The sequence below is a fragment of the Enterobacter sp. MG-EB028 genome, assembly GCF_056673305.1.
In genome coordinates, this window is the sequence record NZ_CP195079.1 from 1,692,863 (window position 1) to 1,709,799 (window position 16,937).

Annotated in this window: 13 protein-coding genes; 12 read left to right on the forward strand and 1 reads right to left on the reverse strand. The window is 57.6% G+C overall.

Features of this window, described 5'->3' with window-relative positions:
- The first annotated feature begins 5 nt into the window (after positions 1-5).
- The 8 genes from ihfB to ACR42C_RS07985 all read left to right on the forward strand — a co-directional run bounded on the left by ihfB (position 6) and on the right by ACR42C_RS07985 (position 8,810).
- Positions 6-293 carry an integration host factor subunit beta gene (gene ihfB, locus ACR42C_RS07950; protein ID WP_008499965.1) on the forward strand — a complete coding sequence of 96 codons (288 nt, stop codon included), beginning with the start codon at positions 6-8 and terminating at the stop codon, positions 291-293.
- A gap of 213 nt (positions 294-506) precedes the next feature.
- On the forward strand, positions 507-2,771 hold the full coding sequence (locus tag ACR42C_RS07955) for a ComEC family protein (protein WP_479984985.1): 2,265 nt from the start codon (positions 507-509) through the stop codon (positions 2,769-2,771).
- Positions 2,772-2,807: 36 nt separating this feature from the next.
- On the forward strand, positions 2,808-4,556 hold the full coding sequence (gene msbA, locus ACR42C_RS07960; RefSeq protein ID WP_479984986.1) for a lipid A ABC transporter ATP-binding protein/permease MsbA: 1,749 nt from the start codon (positions 2,808-2,810) through the stop codon (positions 4,554-4,556).
- Positions 4,553-5,530, forward strand: coding sequence for a tetraacyldisaccharide 4'-kinase (lpxK, locus tag ACR42C_RS07965; RefSeq protein ID WP_316380048.1), 978 nt, complete (start codon positions 4,553-4,555; stop codon positions 5,528-5,530). Before msbA ends, lpxK begins: the two co-directional genes overlap by 4 nt.
- Before the next feature lie 44 nt (positions 5,531-5,574).
- On the forward strand, positions 5,575-6,804 hold the full coding sequence (locus ACR42C_RS07970; RefSeq protein ID WP_395313910.1) for a winged helix-turn-helix domain-containing protein: 1,230 nt from the start codon (positions 5,575-5,577) through the stop codon (positions 6,802-6,804).
- A 45-nt stretch (positions 6,805-6,849) separates the two neighbouring features.
- A complete protein-coding gene (gene ycaR, locus ACR42C_RS07975; RefSeq protein WP_006174474.1) occupies positions 6,850-7,032 on the forward strand; it encodes a protein YcaR in 183 nt (60 codons plus the stop codon).
- Positions 7,029-7,775 carry a 3-deoxy-manno-octulosonate cytidylyltransferase gene (kdsB, locus tag ACR42C_RS07980; protein WP_479984987.1) on the forward strand — a complete coding sequence of 249 codons (747 nt, stop codon included), beginning with the start codon at positions 7,029-7,031 and terminating at the stop codon, positions 7,773-7,775. The genes ycaR and kdsB overlap by 4 nt, the downstream gene beginning before the upstream one ends.
- 141 nt (positions 7,776-7,916) lie before the next feature.
- Positions 7,917-8,810: a YcbJ family phosphotransferase gene (locus ACR42C_RS07985; RefSeq protein ID WP_163328601.1), complete on the forward strand. Its 894-nt coding sequence runs from the start codon at positions 7,917-7,919 to the stop codon at positions 8,808-8,810.
- On the opposite strand, the gene elyC is transcribed toward ACR42C_RS07985, so the two are convergent.
- Complete coding sequence (gene elyC / locus ACR42C_RS07990; RefSeq protein WP_116340944.1) at positions 8,787-9,566, reverse strand: envelope biogenesis factor ElyC; 780 nt, start codon at positions 9,564-9,566, stop codon at positions 8,787-8,789. The two genes, ACR42C_RS07985 and elyC, sit on opposite strands and share 24 nt — an antisense overlap.
- Before the next feature lie 124 nt (positions 9,567-9,690).
- Between elyC and cmoM the strand changes: the two genes are divergently transcribed.
- From cmoM to mukB, 4 genes are read left to right on the forward strand one after another with little or no spacing between them, the layout of a single operon-like run.
- The gene (gene cmoM, locus ACR42C_RS07995; RefSeq protein WP_116340942.1) at positions 9,691-10,470 is read left to right on the forward strand and encodes a tRNA uridine 5-oxyacetic acid(34) methyltransferase CmoM; all 780 of its coding nucleotides are present in this window, start codon (positions 9,691-9,693) and stop codon (positions 10,468-10,470) included.
- A 3-nt stretch (positions 10,471-10,473) separates the two neighbouring features.
- Positions 10,474-11,796 carry a chromosome partition protein MukF gene (gene mukF / locus ACR42C_RS08000; protein ID WP_041910621.1) on the forward strand — a complete coding sequence of 441 codons (1,323 nt, stop codon included), beginning with the start codon at positions 10,474-10,476 and terminating at the stop codon, positions 11,794-11,796.
- A complete protein-coding gene (gene mukE, locus ACR42C_RS08005; RefSeq protein WP_008499954.1) occupies positions 11,777-12,481 on the forward strand; it encodes a chromosome partition protein MukE in 705 nt (234 codons plus the stop codon). The genes mukF and mukE overlap by 20 nt, the downstream gene beginning before the upstream one ends.
- The gene (mukB, locus tag ACR42C_RS08010; protein ID WP_479984988.1) at positions 12,481-16,932 is read left to right on the forward strand and encodes a chromosome partition protein MukB; all 4,452 of its coding nucleotides are present in this window, start codon (positions 12,481-12,483) and stop codon (positions 16,930-16,932) included. Before mukE ends, mukB begins: the two co-directional genes overlap by 1 nt.
- Positions 16,933-16,937 lie beyond the last annotated feature (5 nt).

The following is a 16,937-nucleotide window of genomic DNA, read 5'->3' on the forward strand; positions in this document are numbered from 1 at the left end:
GAATCATGACCAAGTCAGAATTGATTGAAAGACTTGCCAGTCAGCAACCGCATATCCCTGCCAAGGCAGTGGAAGATGCCGTAAAAGAGATGCTGGAGCATATGGCCTCCACTCTTGCCCAGGGCGAGCGCATTGAAATCCGCGGTTTCGGTAGTTTTTCTCTGCACTATCGTGCTCCACGTACCGGGCGTAACCCGAAAACTGGTGATAAAGTCGAGCTGGAAGGTAAGTACGTTCCACACTTTAAGCCGGGTAAAGAGCTGCGCGATCGCGCCAATATTTACGGCAACTGAGTTTAGCCAGCCGGTTAAACTGGGTTCGAAAGAAAGCACCTGCGGGTGCTTTTTTTGTACCCGTCGCTTTCTTTCTGAAGGTGCCCCGCATTTTCCGTTTCGTTTTCTGTAACGCATAAAATACATTGCTGCGCTTGCTGTAAATCGCATTCTTCTTACCTGACGACCCGACCACCCGCTAGCATACTGCCGCCCTGAAACAGGGAGGTAGCAATGGGAATTCCCGCTTTAGGTATCTGCGCCATTCTGGCGATAGCCCCGTTACTCTGGTTACCCGAACTGCCATCGCGTTATACCGTGTGGATAATGATGGCTGGCGGGGCTGCTCTGGCCGCACGCCAAAACATACGGCTGAAGTATGTGGGGCTTACGTTGCTCTTTTGCGTGTGGGGCATTCTGGCTGCGCAAGAGAGCGTCTGGCCGATGCAGCATTTAACCACAGGTGCCGTACAGGCCGAGGTAGAAATCTCCATCACTGATGGTGCCACTGTGCATCAGGGAAAAATACTCACCGTTGATGGCCAACGCTGGTGGGCGTCAACGGGCGTAACGCTTTATGGTCATTATTTGCCGCAGAAAGCGTGTGCCGGTCAGCGCTGGGCAATGACCCTCAGGCTCAGGCCGGCTCACGGCGAACTGAACGACGGAGGGTATGATCCCCAGCGCAGCGCTATTGCCCGCCATCAAACGCTGAGCGGGCGCTTTACCCATGCAGAACTCGTCGATGGGCGTTGCAGTCTGCGAGCGCAATACCTGACGTCGCTGCAAAACCGACTTTCTGCTTATCGCTGGGGCGCGGTGATCCTCGGGCTGGGGATGGGGGAACGTCTGGATGTTCCAGGAGAAATAAAAGACCTGATGCGTGAAACCGGCACGCTGCATCTGATGGCGATTTCGGGCCTGCATATCGCGCTGGCGGCCTCCATCGTCTGGTTGCTCACGCGCGGGCTTCAGTTTTTATTACCTTGCCATCGTGTCCACTGGCAAATGCCTCTGCTGGCCGGGTTATGCTTTGCCGCTTTCTACGCCTGGCTGACCGGCCTGCAGCCGCCCGCGCTACGCACGGTCATCGCACTTGCCATGCTGGCGGCGCTGCGCATCGGTGCCCGGCAGTGGTCTCCCTGGCAGGTGTGGATCTGCTGTGTCGCGGCGATCCTGGTAAGCGATCCCTTAGCCATACTATCGCAGAGTCTGCTTCTGTCTGCATTTGCCGTCGCCGCGCTGATTTTCTGGTTTCAGTGGCTACCGCTTCCTGACTGGCAACGGGCTCGACGTATTCGGCCGCTGCTGAACCTTCTCTATCTTCAGGTCGGCATGCTGTTGCTTCTCATGCCGTTACAGGTTCTGATTTTCCATGGCTTTAGCATTTCATCGTTGATCGCCAATCTCTTTGCCGTTCCGCTGGTGACGTTTGTCTGCGTACCGCTGATTTTACTTGGCATGCTGCTCCATCTGCTGCCACTGGCGGGGCTGGAAAGCGGCATCTGGTATACGGCCGATAAGACGCTTGCCGGGTTGTTCTGGCTGCTGATGCGCCTTCCAGACGGCTGGCAGAGTGTGGATCAACGCTGGCAGTACATGACGTTACTGCCCTGGCTTATCATCATCGGCTGGCGTTTTCGTGCCTGGAAAACCGTTCCTGCCGTTTGTCTGGCTGGAAGTGTCTTACTGGCATTTCCCCTCTGGCGAACGGCGAAAAGCGACGCCTGGACGCTACATATGCTGGATGTAGGGCAGGGGCTGGCAATGGTCATTGAACGGCAGGGTAAAGCCATTCTCTATGACACCGGGCTCGCCTGGCCGGGCGGGGATAGCGCGCAGCGGTTAATCATACCGTGGCTGCGCTGGCATCACCTGCGGCCAGAGGGGGTTATTCTCAGCCATGAACACCTCGACCATGCGGGAGGCCTTGCATCGCTACAAAAAGCATGGCCTGAGATATGGGTAAGAAGTCCGCTGCGCCTGGCGGGGCATCTTCCCTGTTTTCGTGGGCAAAAATGGCGATGGCAGGGGTTAACCTTCTCCGTCCACTGGCCTCCTGAAAATTATCCGGCTCAGGGGAACAATCACTCCTGCGTGGTAAAAATTGACGACGGCGAGCAGAGCGTTCTGCTGACGGGAGACATTGAAGCACAGGCAGAACAGGCTATGCTTAGCCATTACTGGAAACATCTTACGTCAACACTCATACAGGTACCGCATCACGGCAGCAATACCTCGTCATCTTTGCCGCTGGTACAGCGGGTGGATGGACAGATTGCGCTGGATTCAGCGGCCCGCTACAACGCATGGCGGTTCCCGTCGGTTAAAGTGGTCCGGCGTTATCGAAAAGAGGGGTATATCTGGCACGATACCCCCCATTCCGGGCAAATATCGGTGACGTTTTCGCACCATCGCTGGCAAATCCGGCTCTTGCGGGATCAATTTTTACCACGTTGGTATCATCAGTGGTTTGGCGCGCCCGTAGATAACGGGTAGAATATGCGGCTATTTCAACAAATGCTGGTTTTTTGAATGCATAACGACAAAGATCTCTCCACGTGGCAAACCTTCCGCCGACTCTGGCCGATGATTGCACCTTTTAAAGCAGGCCTGATCGTGGCGGGTGTAGCGTTAATTCTCAACGCAGCCAGCGATACTTTTATGTTATCGCTCCTCAAACCGTTACTGGATGACGGTTTTGGTAAAACGGATCGCTCAGTGTTGCTATGGATGCCTCTGGTGGTTATCGGGCTGATGATCTTACGTGGTATCACCAGCTATATCTCCAGCTACTGCATCTCCTGGGTTTCCGGGAAAGTGGTTATGACCATGCGCCGTCGTCTGTTCAGCCACATGATGGGCATGCCGGTCTCATTCTTTGACAAGCAGTCTACCGGGACGCTGCTGTCCCGCATCACCTACGACTCAGAGCAGGTAGCCTCCTCGTCCTCAAGCGCACTGATTACCGTCGTGCGTGAAGGGGCGTCGATCATCGGCCTGTTCGCGATGATGTTCTATTACAGCTGGCAGCTGTCGATCATCCTTATCGTTCTGGCGCCGATAGTTTCTATTGCTATCCGTGTCGTCTCGAAGCGCTTCCGCAATATCAGTAAAAATATGCAGAACACCATGGGGCAGGTGACGACCAGCGCAGAGCAGATGCTGAAAGGGCATAAAGAAGTGTTGATCTTCGGCGGTCAGGAAGTCGAAACCAAACGCTTTGACAAAGTCAGCAACAAAATGCGTCTGCAGGGGATGAAGATGGTCTCGGCCTCTTCCATCTCTGACCCGATCATTCAGCTGATTGCCTCACTGGCGCTGGCGTTCGTTCTCTATGCGGCAAGCTTCCCGAGCGTAATGGAGACACTGACGGCGGGTACCATCACCGTGGTCTTCTCCTCTATGATCGCCCTGATGCGCCCGCTGAAATCCCTGACGAACGTGAACGCCCAGTTCCAGCGCGGGATGGCCGCCTGCCAGACGCTGTTTAGCATTCTGGATTCCGAACAGGAAAAAGACGAAGGTACACGCGAGGTAGGGCGTGCGCGTGGCGACGTTGAGTTCCGCAACGTGACCTTCACCTATCCAGGCCGCGAAACGCCGGCTCTGCGCAATATCAACCTGACGATTCCGGCAGGTAAAACCGTTGCGCTGGTAGGCCGCTCCGGCTCCGGTAAATCGACCATTGCCAGCCTCATCACCCGTTTCTACGACATTAACGAAGGTGAGATCCTGCTGGATGGCTACGACCTGCGGGAGTACACCCTGCAGTCGCTGCGTAACCAGGTTGCGCTGGTTTCTCAGAACGTGCATCTCTTCAACGATACGGTTGCCAACAACATTGCTTATGCGCGCACTGACGAGTACAGCCGCGAGCAGATTGAGAACGCCGCGCGTATGGCCTATGCAATGGACTTTATCAACAAGATGGATAACGGTCTGGATACGATAATCGGTGAAAACGGCGTACTGCTCTCCGGCGGTCAACGCCAGCGTATCGCCATTGCGCGCGCGCTGCTGCGCGATAGCCCGATTCTGATCCTGGACGAAGCAACCTCTGCTCTGGATACGGAATCTGAACGCGCGATTCAGTCGGCGCTGGATGAACTGCAGAAGAACCGTACTTCGCTGGTGATTGCGCACCGTCTGTCCACTATCGAGCAGGCGGATGAGATCGTCGTGGTTGAGGACGGCATCATTGTTGAACGCGGAAGCCATGCTGATCTGCTGGAACACCGCGGCGTTTACGCCCAGCTTCATAAAATGCAGTTTGGCGAATGATTGCACGCATCTGGTCCGGTGAATCCCCGCTGTGGCTGCTGCTTTTGCCGCTCTCCTGGCTGTATGGCCTGGTGAGCGGCACTATTCGCCTGTTTTACCGTCTGGGGATCAAGCGCGCCTGGCGCGCGCCGGTGCCGGTTGTAGTGGTGGGTAACCTCACGGCGGGCGGCAACGGCAAAACGCCGGTGGTGATCTGGCTGGTAGAGCAGCTGCAAAAGCGCGGTATTCGCCCCGGCGTGGTGTCGCGCGGCTATGGTGGCAAAGCGGCGCATTACCCATTGCTTCTGTCGGCGGAAACCACGACCGCAGAAGCGGGGGATGAGCCAGTATTGATTTTCCAGCGTACCGGCGCGCCGGTTGCGGTCTCCCCGGTGCGCAGCGACGCCGTTCAGGCACTGCTTGCCGAACAGGCGGTACAAATCATCATCACTGACGATGGCCTGCAGCATTACGCTCTGGCGCGTGATAAGGAGATTGTGGTTATTGACGGGGTTCGCCGTTTCGGCAACGGCTGGTGGCTGCCTGCTGGCCCCATGCGCGAACGCGCTTCGCGACTGAAGTCCGTTGATGCAGTGATTGTGAACGGTGGAGAGGCAAAATCGGGTGAAATCCCGATGAACCTGCAGCCGGGTCTGGCGGTCAACCTGGCGACGGGTGAACGCCGGTCGGTTGCTGAGCTACCTTCACTGGTGGCAATGGCGGGGATTGGCCATCCGCCGCGCTTCTTCGCGACGCTGGAGCAGTGTGGCGCCCGGCTTGAAAAACGCGTTCCGCTGGCCGACCATCAGGCGCTGGTGGAAGGGCAGGTGGATGCCCTGACCGTGCCCGGACAGTCGCTGATCATGACCGAAAAAGATGCGGTGAAATGCCGTGCCTTTGCGAAAGAAAACTGGTGGTATCTGCCGGTTGACGCTGAACTCAGCGGCGAACAGCCGGAACACTTGCTCAAGGAACTGATTGCGTTGGTGCAGTAGAGACTTACGCGGTTCTGGTGGCGCTTTGACTGACAGGAAAACGCATGTCTTTACCGCAACTCTCGCTTTCAGCCGCACGTCATTTACACCTTGCCGCGCAGGGGCTGCTCAAAAAGCCCCGCCGCCGCGCGCAGCCTGCCGATATCCTCTCTACCGTCCAGCGCATGTCGCTGCTCCAAATCGACACCATTAATATTGTGGCCCGTAGCCCTTACCTGGTGCTGTTTAGCCGTCTGGGAAGTTATCCTTCGCAGTGGCTGGATGAGGCGCTCTCCAAAGGGGAACTGATGGAGTACTGGGCGCACGAAGCCTGCTTCCTGCCCCGCAGCGACTTTGCCCTGGTGCGCCACCGTATGCTTGCCCCGGAAAAAATGGGCTGGAAATACCGGCAGGCGTGGATGCAGGAACACGCGGCCGAAATAGAGCAGCTTATCAGCCATATTCAGGAAAAAGGCCCCGTTCGCTCCGCTGATTTTGAACATCCCCGCAAAGGTGCAAGTGGCTGGTGGGAGTGGAAACCGCACAAGCGTCATCTGGAAGGGTTATTCACGTCAGGCAAAGTCATGGTCATTGAACGGCGTAATTTTCAGCGCGTTTATGACCTGACGCATCGCGTGATGCCCCACTGGGACGACGAGCGCGACATGCTTACTCAGGAGGCCGCCGAGGCTATCATGCTGGAAAACAGCGCCCGCAGCCTGGGTATTTTCCGTGCGCAATGGCTGGCAGATTATTACCGCCTTCGCCAGCCCGCGCTGAAGCCGCTGCTGGAGATATGGCAGCGCGAACAGCGAGTCATTCCCGTCACGGTGGAAGCGCTGGGAGAAATGTGGCTGCATGCGGATCTCCTCCCTCTGCTGCCTGAGGCCCTGGAGGGGAAACTCCGGGCAACGCACAGCGCGGTGTTGTCACCTTTCGATCCGGTGGTCTGGGACAGAAAGCGCGCCGAGCAGCTATTCGATTTCAGCTACCGGCTGGAGTGCTATACCCCGGCGCCAAAGCGGCAGTACGGCTATTTTGTTTTACCGCTGCTGCACAAGGGGCAACTGGTCGGCCGCATGGATGCCAAAATGCACCGCAAGACCGGCACGCTGGAAGTCATTGCGCTTTATCTGGAAGAAGGCGTCAGGGTCACTGCGAGCCTGGAAATAGGGCTAACGTTCGCCATTAGCGAGTTCGCGCGCTGGCAGGGAGCTCACGACGTGACGCTTGGCCGGGTACCTGACGGGTTATTCACATCCTGTCGAAGTGGCTGGGAAACAGGCACTCCCTGAAAAGGGAATGTGTTAAGCTTTAGCGATTACCCATACGGAGGAACTATGGATCACCGTTTACTTGAAATTATTGCCTGCCCGGTATGCAACGGCAAACTCTACTACAGCCAGGACAAACAGGAGCTGATTTGCAAGCTGGACAGTCTGGCCTTCCCGCTGCGTGACGGCATTCCGGTATTGCTGGAAAACGAAGCCCGTTCCCTGGTGGCAGAAGAGAGCAAACCATGAGTTTTGTCGTCATTATTCCTGCGCGTTATGCCTCAACGCGTCTGCCGGGTAAACCTCTGGTGGATATCAACGGCAAGCCGATGATTGTGCATGTCCTTGAGCGGGCGCGTGAGTCCGGTGCCGACCGCATTATCGTTGCAACCGACCATCCTGATGTCGCCCGCGCGGTTGAAGCCGCAGGCGGTGAGGTGTGCATGACCCGCGCCGATCACCAGTCCGGCACCGAGCGTCTGGCGGAAGTGGTTGAGAAGTGTGGTTTCAGTGACGATACGGTCATCGTAAACGTGCAGGGCGACGAGCCGATGATCCCGGCGGTTATTATCCGTCAGGTGGCGGAGAATCTGGCGCAGCGCCAGGTCGGTATGGCGACGCTCGCGGTGCCCATTCACCACGCTGAAGAGGCATTCAATCCGAATGCGGTGAAGGTTGTCATGGATGCCGAAGGCTACGCGCTCTATTTCTCGCGCGCCACGATCCCCTGGGATCGCGATCGCTTTGCGGTATCAAAAGAGAGCATCGGTGATACCTTCCTGCGCCATATTGGGATCTACGGCTATCGCGCCGGCTTTATTCGTCGCTATGTTGCCTGGGCGCCGAGCCCGCTGGAGCATATCGAAATGCTGGAGCAGCTTCGCGTCCTCTGGTATGGCGAAAAAATCCACGTTGCCGTTGCCCGCGAAGTACCGGGAACGGGTGTTGATACGCCGGAAGATCTTGAGCGCGTCCGCGCCGAGCTGCGCTAATCCCGCCTGCATCCCTCCTTTCGGGGGGATGTCCTCTCCCCGCTAATTCCCCTTTCTTTACCCTAATTGATCTCTTCCGGGTGACATCTTCACGCTGTGCGCTCATTATAAAAGCAGTAGTCTTAATGGGGGTAATCTCATATGGAACAGCTGCGTGCCGAACTTAGCCATCTTCTGGGTGAGAAGTTAAGCCGGGTCGAATGCGTGAGTGAAAAGGCCGATACCGCGCTTTGGTCGTTGTATGACAGCCAGGGCAACCCGATGCCGCTGATGGCCAGAAGTTTCACCTCGCCGGGCGTTGCCAGGCAGCTTGCGTGGAAAATGTCGATGCTGGCGCGGGAGGGGACCGTCCGTATGCCGACCGTGTACGGCGTGATGACGCATGAGGAACACCCCGGTCCGGACGTACTGCTGATTGAGCGTTTGCGCGGCGTGCCCGTTGAAGCGCCCGCGCGCACGCCGGAACGCTGGGAGCAGCTGAAAGACCAGATTGTCGAGGCGCTGCTGGCCTGGCACCGTCAGGATAGCCGCGGGCTTGTCGGTCCGGTCGACAGCACTCAGGAAAACCTGTGGCCGCTGTGGTATCGCCAGCGGGTGGAAGTGCTGTGGGGGACGCTTAACCAGTTCAACAATACCGGTTTAACCATGCAGGACAAACGTATCCTGTTTCGTACCCGCGAGTGCTTGCCGGCGCTGTTCGACGGTTTTAATGACAACTGCGTGCTGATCCACGGCAATTTTACTCTGCGCAGCATGCTAAAGGACTCCCGCAGCGATCAGCTTCTGGCAATGTTGGGGCCGGGGATCATGCTCTGGGCGCCGCGCGAATATGAGCTGTTCAGGCTCAGCGACAGCGGGGCGGCGGAAGGGTTACTGTGGCACTACCTTCAACGCGCGCCCGTTGCAGAGGCGTTTCTCTGGCGACGCTGGCTCTACCTGCTCTGGGACGAAGTGGCGCAGCTGGTCAACACCGGACGTTTCAATCGCGCCAACTTCGATCTTGCGGCGAGGTCACTCCTGCCCTGGCTCGCCTGACGATCCTTTCAGCCACTGCCACAGGCGTCCGAGCGTCTCGTAGCCGACGCGATCGCTATGCATCAGCCACATCGGAGATGGAATAATCCGCTCCCATGGGTTGAGCGGCGCGCTGATGGCCATCTGGTTTGCCGGTGCGGGAAGCGGGTGCAGACCTTGCTTCTCGAAGAAGATCATTGCTCTTGGCAGGTGCGAGGCGGAGGTCACCAGTAAGAACGGAACATCGCCAATCGCCTGCTTCACCGCAGCGGCCTCTTCCTCGGTATCCTTTGGGCTGTCCAGGGTGATAATCGAGGAACGCGGGACGCCGAGCGATTCCGCGATTCTGGCGCCCGCTTCAGCCGTACTCACCGGGTTCGTTTTTGCCGCCGCGCCGGTGAAGATCATTTTTGATCCCGGATTTGCCAGCCAGAGGCGAATGCCCTCGTTTAGCCGCGGCAGGCTGTTGTTAATCAGGTTCGAGCTGGGGGCCCAGTCAGGATCCCATGTATATCCGCCGCCCAGCACTACGATGTATTCAACTTTCTGGTTTCCCTGCCACGTTGGGTACTTAGCTTCGATGGGACGTAACAGGCCATCCGCCACCGGTTGCAGGCTCAGCAGCAGCAGGACAAGCCAGCCGAACGTGATAAGCGTTTTGCCACTTTTCTGAAAGCGACTAAACCACACCAGCGCCAGCCCCAGCGCAATGATGATGAGTAGCAGCGGAAGGGGAAGCATCATCCCTCCAACGTATTTCTTAAGGGTAAAAAGCATCCTTTTTGGTTCCTTTTTTGACCATATAGCAGGTGATTACCCGTGATATTACACCAGAGAGGTTCATTCTCCGCGCGGGTGTGACAAAATAGCGGTTTTGCAGTTAGCGAGTGGAACTCTCCCAATGCGGGATCGCAATTTTGATGACATCGCGGAAAAGTTTTCGCGCAACATTTATGGCACCACGAAAGGGCAGCTCCGTCAGACGATCCTCTGGCAGGATCTGGACACCATTCTGGCTACCTTTGGCGGCCAAACGTTGCGCGTGCTGGACGCCGGAGGCGGTGAAGGGCAGACGGCGATAAAAATGGCCGGGCTCGGTCATCACGTCACGCTTTGCGATCTTTCTGCTGAAATGGTCGCCCGCGCGACGCGTGCCGCAGAAGAGAAAGGTGTGAGCGACAACATGCATTTTATACAATGCGCCGCTCAGGACATCGCACAGCATTTGGAAACCCAGGTTGATCTGATATTGTTTCATGCGGTGCTGGAGTGGGTAGCCGATCCGCTAAGCGTGTTACAAACCCTGTGGTCGATGTTGCGCCCGGGCGGCACGCTGTCGCTGATGTTCTACAATGCTAACGGCTTCCTGATGCACAATATGGTGGCAGGAAACTTCGACTATGTTCAGGTCGGGATGCCTAAAAAGAAAAAACGCACGCTTTCCCCGGACTATCCGCGCGATCCGCAGCAGGTTTACGGCTGGCTGGAAGAGATTGGCTGGCAGATCGTCGGGAAGACGGGCGTCAGGGTGTTTCATGATTATCTGCGTGAAAAACACAAACAGCGTGACTGTTTTGACACCTTAACAGAATTAGAAACGCGGTATTGCCGCCAGGAGCCTTTTGTCAGCCTTGGCCGCTATATTCACGTCACCGCGCACAAGCCGCAGATGCAAGGATAACCTATGAGTGAATTTTCCCAGACAGTCCCCGAACTGGTTGCCTGGGCCAGGAAAAACGATTTCTCCATCTCGCTGCCGGTAGACAGACTCTCTTTCCTGCTGGCGGTTGCCACGCTGAACGGCGAGCGGCTGGACGGTGAAATGAGCGAGGGTGAACTGGTGGATGCGTTCCGCCACGTCAGTGATGCGTTTGAGCAAACCAGCGAAACCATTAGCGTGCGTGCCAACAACGCGATCAACGATATGGTGCGTCAACGTCTGCTGAACCGCTTTACCAGCGAGCAGGCGGAAGGAAACGCCATCTATCGCCTGACGCCGCTGGGCATCGGCATCACCGATTACTATATTCGCCAGCGCGAATTTTCCACGCTGCGTCTTTCCATGCAGCTCTCGATCGTGGCCGGTGAGCTTAAGCGCGCCGCCGATGCGGCGGATGAAAACGGTGACGAATTCCACTGGCATCGCAACGTTTACGCGCCGCTGAAATACTCGGTGGCCGAGATTTTCGACAGTATCGATCTCACCCAGCGCCTGATGGACGAACAGCAGCAGCAGGTGAAAGACGATATCGCGCAGTTGCTGAATAAAGACTGGCGAGCGGCCATCTCCAGCTGTGAACTTTTGCTGTCAGAAACCTCTGGTACGCTGCGTGAACTGCAGGATACGCTGGAGGCCGCAGGGGACAAGCTGCAGGCCAACCTGCTGCGCATCCAGGACGCGACCCTGGCGCACGACGATCTGCATTTTATTGACCGTCTGGTGTTCGATCTGCAGAGTAAACTCGACCGCATTATCAGCTGGGGCCAGCAGTCGATCGATCTGTGGATCGGCTATGACCGCCACGTGCATAAATTTATCCGTACCGCGATTGATATGGATAAAAATCGTGTCTTTGCCCAGCGTCTGCGTCAGTCGGTACAGACCTACTTTGATGCGCCGTGGGCGCTGACCTATGCCAATGCCGATCGTTTGCTGGATATGCGCGACGAAGAGATGGCATTGCGCGATGAAGAGGTGACCGGTGAACTGCCGCCGGATCTGGAGTACGAAGAATTCAACGAAATTCGCGAGCAGCTTGCGGCCATGATCGAAGAACAGCTCGCTGTCTACAAAACCAGACAAGCGCCGCTGGATCTTGGACTCGTGGTGCGCGACTATCTGGCGCAATATCCTCGCGCGCGCCATTTCGACGTTGCCCGCATTGTGGTAGACCAGGCGGTGCGCCTGGGTATCGCGCAAGCAGATTTCACCGGACTGCCGCCGAAGTGGCAGCCAATTAACGATTACGGAGCCAAGGTACAGGCGCATGTCATTGACAAATATTGAACAAGTGATGCCAGTTAAGCTGGCACAGGCGCTGGCGAATCCGTTATTTCCGGCGCTGGACAGCCAGCTACGTGCCGGTCGTCACATTGGCCTGGACGAGCTGGATAATCACGCCTTTTTGATGGACTTCCAGGAGTACCTGGAAGAGTTTTACGCCCGCTATAACGTGGAGCTTATCCGCGCGCCGGAAGGCTTTTTCTACCTGCGCCCGCGCTCCACGACCCTGATCCCGCGCTCTGTTCTCTCCGAGCTGGACATGATGGTCGGCAAAATTCTTTGCTATCTCTATCTCAGCCCGGAACGTCTGGCGAATGAAGGGATCTTCACCCAGCAGGAACTTTACGACGAGCTGCTGACGCTGGCGGATGAAAGCAAGCTGCTCAAGCTGGTGAACAACCGCTCCACGGGGTCGGATCTCGATCGTCAGAAATTACAGGAAAAGGTTCGCTCTTCCCTGAACCGTCTGCGCCGTCTGGGGATGGTCTGGTTTATGGGCCACGACAGCAGCAAATTCCGCATTACGGAATCGGTCTTCCGCTTCGGCGCCGACGTGCGTGCGGGCGATGACGCGCGTGAAGCGCAGCTTCGCATGATCCGCGACGGTGAAGCGATGCCGGTGGAAAACCATTTGCAGCTCAACGACGAGCATGAAGAGAATCTGCCGGATAGCGGGGAGGAAGAGTAATGATTGAACGCGGTAAATTTCGCTCACTGACGCTGATTAACTGGAACGGCTTCTTTGCCCGAACGTTCGATCTGGATGAGCTGGTCACGACGCTCTCCGGCGGTAACGGGGCGGGGAAATCCACCACCATGGCGGCGTTTGTTACGGCGCTGATCCCCGATCTGACGCTGCTTCACTTCCGTAACACCACCGAAGCGGGCGCGACAAGCGGCTCCCGTGATAAAGGTCTGCACGGTAAGCTGAAAGCGGGCGTTTGTTATTCCGTGCTGGACGTCATTAACTCGCGTCACCAGCGCGTGGTGGTGGGCGTGCGCCTGCAGCAGGTCGCCGGTCGCGACCGTAAAGTGGATATCAAACCGTTTGCCATCCAGGGGCTGCCAACCTCCGTGCAGCCGACCGCGCTGCTCACGGAAACCCTGAACGAACGCCAGGCGCGCGTGTTGACGCTGCAGGAGCTGAAGGACAAGCTCGAAGCTATTGAAGGCGTGCAGTTCAAGCAGTTCAACTCGATTACCGATTACCACTCCCTGATGTTCGATCTGGGCGTGGTGGCGCGCCGTCTGCGCACCGCATCAGACCGTAGCAAATACTACCGTCTGATCGAAGCCTCCCTGTACGGCGGTATCTCCAGCGCCATTACCCGCTCCCTGCGCGACTACCTGCTGCCGGAAAACAGCGGCGTGCGTAAGGCCTTCCAGGATATGGAAGCGGCGCTGCGTGAAAACCGCATGACGCTGGAAGCGATTCGCGTTACCCAGTCTGACCGCGACCTGTTTAAACACCTGATCAGCGAAGCCACCAACTACGTGGCGGCGGACTATATGCGTCACGCCAACGAGCGCCGCGTCCATCTCGACCAGGCGTTAGAATACCGCCGCGAACTGTTTACCTCCCGTAAACAGCTGGTGGCCGAGCAGTACAAGCACGTCGAGATGGCGCGCGAGCTGGGCGAGCACAACGGTGCTGAAGGCGATCTGGAAGCTGATTACCAGGCTGCCAGCGATCACCTGAACCTGGTGCAGACTGCGCTGCGCCAGCAGGAGAAAATCGAGCGCTATGAAGCGGATCTCGATGAGCTGCAGATTCGTCTCGAAGAGCAAAATGAAGTGGTGGCCGAAGCCGCCGAGATGCAGGAAGAGAACGAAGCCCGCGCCGAAGCTGCCGAGCTGGAAGTGGACGAGCTGAAAAGCCAGCTTGCTGATTACCAGCAGGCGCTGGACGTGCAGCAGACGCGTGCGATTCAGTACAACCAGGCGCTGCAGGCGCTACAGCGTGCGAAAGAGCTATGCCATCTGCCAGACCTGACGCCGGACAGCGCCGACGAGTGGCTGGATACCTTCCAGGCCAAAGAGCAGGAAGCTACCGAGAAACTGCTCTCACTTGAACAGAAAATGAGCGTCGCGCAAACGGCGCACAGCCAGTTTGAGCAGGCTTATCAGCTGGTGGTCGCGATTAACGGCCCGCTGGCGCGTAATGAAGCCTGGGACGTAGCCCGTGAACTGCTGCGCGACGGCGTGAACCAGCGCCATCTGGCCGAGCAGGTGCAGCCGCTGCGTATGCGCCTGAACGAACTGGAACAGCGCCTGCGCGAGCAGCAGGAAGCCGAGCGTTTGCTCGCTGAGTTCTGCAAGCGCCAGGGCAAACAATACGATTTCGACGAGCTTGAGGCACTGCATCAGGAGCTGGAAGCACGTATTGCGGCCCTGTCTGATACCGTATCAAACGCCAGCGAACAGCGTATGACGCTGCGTCAGGAGCTGGAGCATCTTCAGTCTCGTTCGAAGACGCTTCTTGAGCGTGCGCCGGTCTGGCTGGCAGCGCAAAGCAGCCTGAACCAGCTCAGCGAACAGTGTGGCGAGGAGTTTGAATCCAGCCAGCAGGTGACCGAATACCTGCAGCAGCTGCTGGAGCGCGAGCGCGAAGCCATCGTTGAGCGTGACGAAGTGGGCGCGCGCAAGCGTGACGTGGATGAAGAAATCGAGCGCTTAAGCCAGCCGGGCGGGTCAGAAGATCCGCGTCTGAATACCCTGGCCGAGCGTTTTGGCGGCGTACTGCTGTCTGAGATTTACGATGACGTTGGCCTGGACGATGCGCCGTATTTCTCCGCGCTGTACGGTCCATCCCGCAACGCAATTGTGGTGCCGGATCTGTCGCTGATTTCTGAGCAGCTGGCAGGGCTTGAGGATTGCCCGGAAGATCTCTATCTGATCGAAGGGGATCCGCAGTCGTTCGATGACAGCGTCTTCAGCGTTGACGAGCTGGAAAAAGCGGTGGTGGTGAAAATCGCCGATCGCCAGTGGCGCTACTCCCGCTTCCCCGAGCTGCCGCTGTTTGGCCGCGCCGCGCGTGAAAGCCGCATCGAGAGCCTGCACGCCGAGCGTGAAACGCTGTCTGAACGTTTTGCGACCCTGTCGTTTGACGTGCAGAAAACCCAGCGTCTGCACCAGGCGTTCAGCCGCTTTATCGGAAGCCATCTCGCCGTGGCGTTTGAAGCCGACCCGGAAGCGGAAATCCGCAAGCTCAATACCCGCCGTGGCGAGCTGGAGCGCGCGATTACCAGTCATGAAAGTGACAACCAGCAGAGCCGCGTCCAGTTTGAACAGGCGAAAGAGGGCGTCGCTGCCCTTAACCGCATCCTGCCGCGCCTCAACCTGCTGGCGGATGATACGCTGGCCGACCGCGTGGATGAGATCCAGGAGCGTCTGGATGAAGCCCAGGAAGCAGCGCGTTTCGTGCAGCAGCACGGCAACCAGCTGGCGAAGCTGGAGCCCGTGGTGTCTGTACTGCAAAGCGACCCGGAACAGTTCGAGCAGTTAAAAGAAGATTATGCCTGGTCGCAGCAGGTGCAGCGCGAGGCGCGCCAGCAGGCGTTTGCTCTGACGGAAGTGGTGCAGCGTCGGGCCCACTTCGGCTACTCCGATTCGGCTGAAATGCTGAGCGGTAACAGCGACCTGAATGAAAAACTGCGTCAACGCCTTGAGCAGGCGGAAGCAGAACGTACCCGCGCTCGCGAAGCGATGCGCAGCCACTCGGCGCAGCTGAATCAGTACAACCAGGTGCTGGCCTCGCTGAAAAGCTCCTTCGACACCAAGAAAGAACTGTTAAACGACCTGCAGAAAGAGCTGCAGGACATTGGCGTCCGTGCCGACAGCGGGGCGGAAGAGCGTGCGCGCATTCGTCGTGATGAGCTGCATAGCCAGCTCAGCAATAACCGTGCGCGTCGTAATCAGCTGGAGAAAGCGCTCACCTTCTGCGAAGCGGAAATGGATAACCTGACCCGTCGCCTGCGCAAGCTGGAGCGCGACTATCACGAAATGCGTGAGCAGGTCGTGACGGCGAAAGCGGGCTGGTGCGCCGTGATGCGCATGGTGAAAGACAACAACGTTGAACGTCGCCTGCACCGTCGCGAGCTGGCATACCTCTCTGCCGATGAGCTGCGTTCGATGTCGGATAAGGCGCTGGGTGCGCTGCGTCTGGCGGTGGCGGATAACGAACATCTGCGCGATGTATTGCGCATGTCAGAGGATCCGAAACGTCCAGAACGTAAAATTCAGTTCTTCGTGGCCGTTTATCAGCACCTGCGCGAGCGTATTCGTCAGGACATCATCCGTACCGACGATCCGGTCGAAGCCATCGAACAGATGGAAATTGAGCTGGGGCGTCTGACGGAAGAGCTGACCTCCCGCGAGCAGAAGCTGGCGATCAGCTCCCGCAGCGTGGCGAACATCATTCGCAAAACCATTCAGCGCGAGCAGAACCGTATCCGCCAGCTGAACCAGGGGCTGCAGAGCGTCTCGTTTGGTCAGGTCAACAGCGTGCGTCTTAACGTCAACGTCCGTGAAGCCCACGCGACGCTGCTGGAAGTGCTCTCTGAGCAGCACGAGCAGCATCAGGATCTGTTCAACAGCAACCGTCTGACCTTCTCCGAAGCGCTGGCGAAGCTGTATCAGCGCCTGAATCCGCAGATTGATATGGGCCAGCGTACGCCGCAAACCATCGGTGAAGAGCTTCTGGACTACCGTAACTACCTGGAAATGGAAGTTGAGGTTAACCGTGGTTCAGACGGCTGGCTGCGTGCGGAATCCGGGGCGCTCTCTACCGGTGAAGCCATCGGTACCGGGATGTCAATTCTGGTGATGGTGGTGCAGAGCTGGGAAGATGAAGCACGTCGTCTGCGCGGGAAAGATATCTCCCCATGCCGACTGCTGTTCCTGGATGAAGCGGCGCGTCTCGATGCCCGCTCTATTGCCACGCTGTTCGAGCTTTGCGAACGTCTCGATATGCAGCTCATCATTGCGGCACCGGAAAACATCAGCCCTGAAAAAGGCACCACCTATAAACTGGTGCGTAAAGTGTTCCAGAACAGCGAACACGTGCACGTTGTCGGGCTGCGTGGCTTTGCGCCGCAGCCGCCGGAGTCACTGCCGGAAACCACGGCAGACGCGTCCTGAGGCGT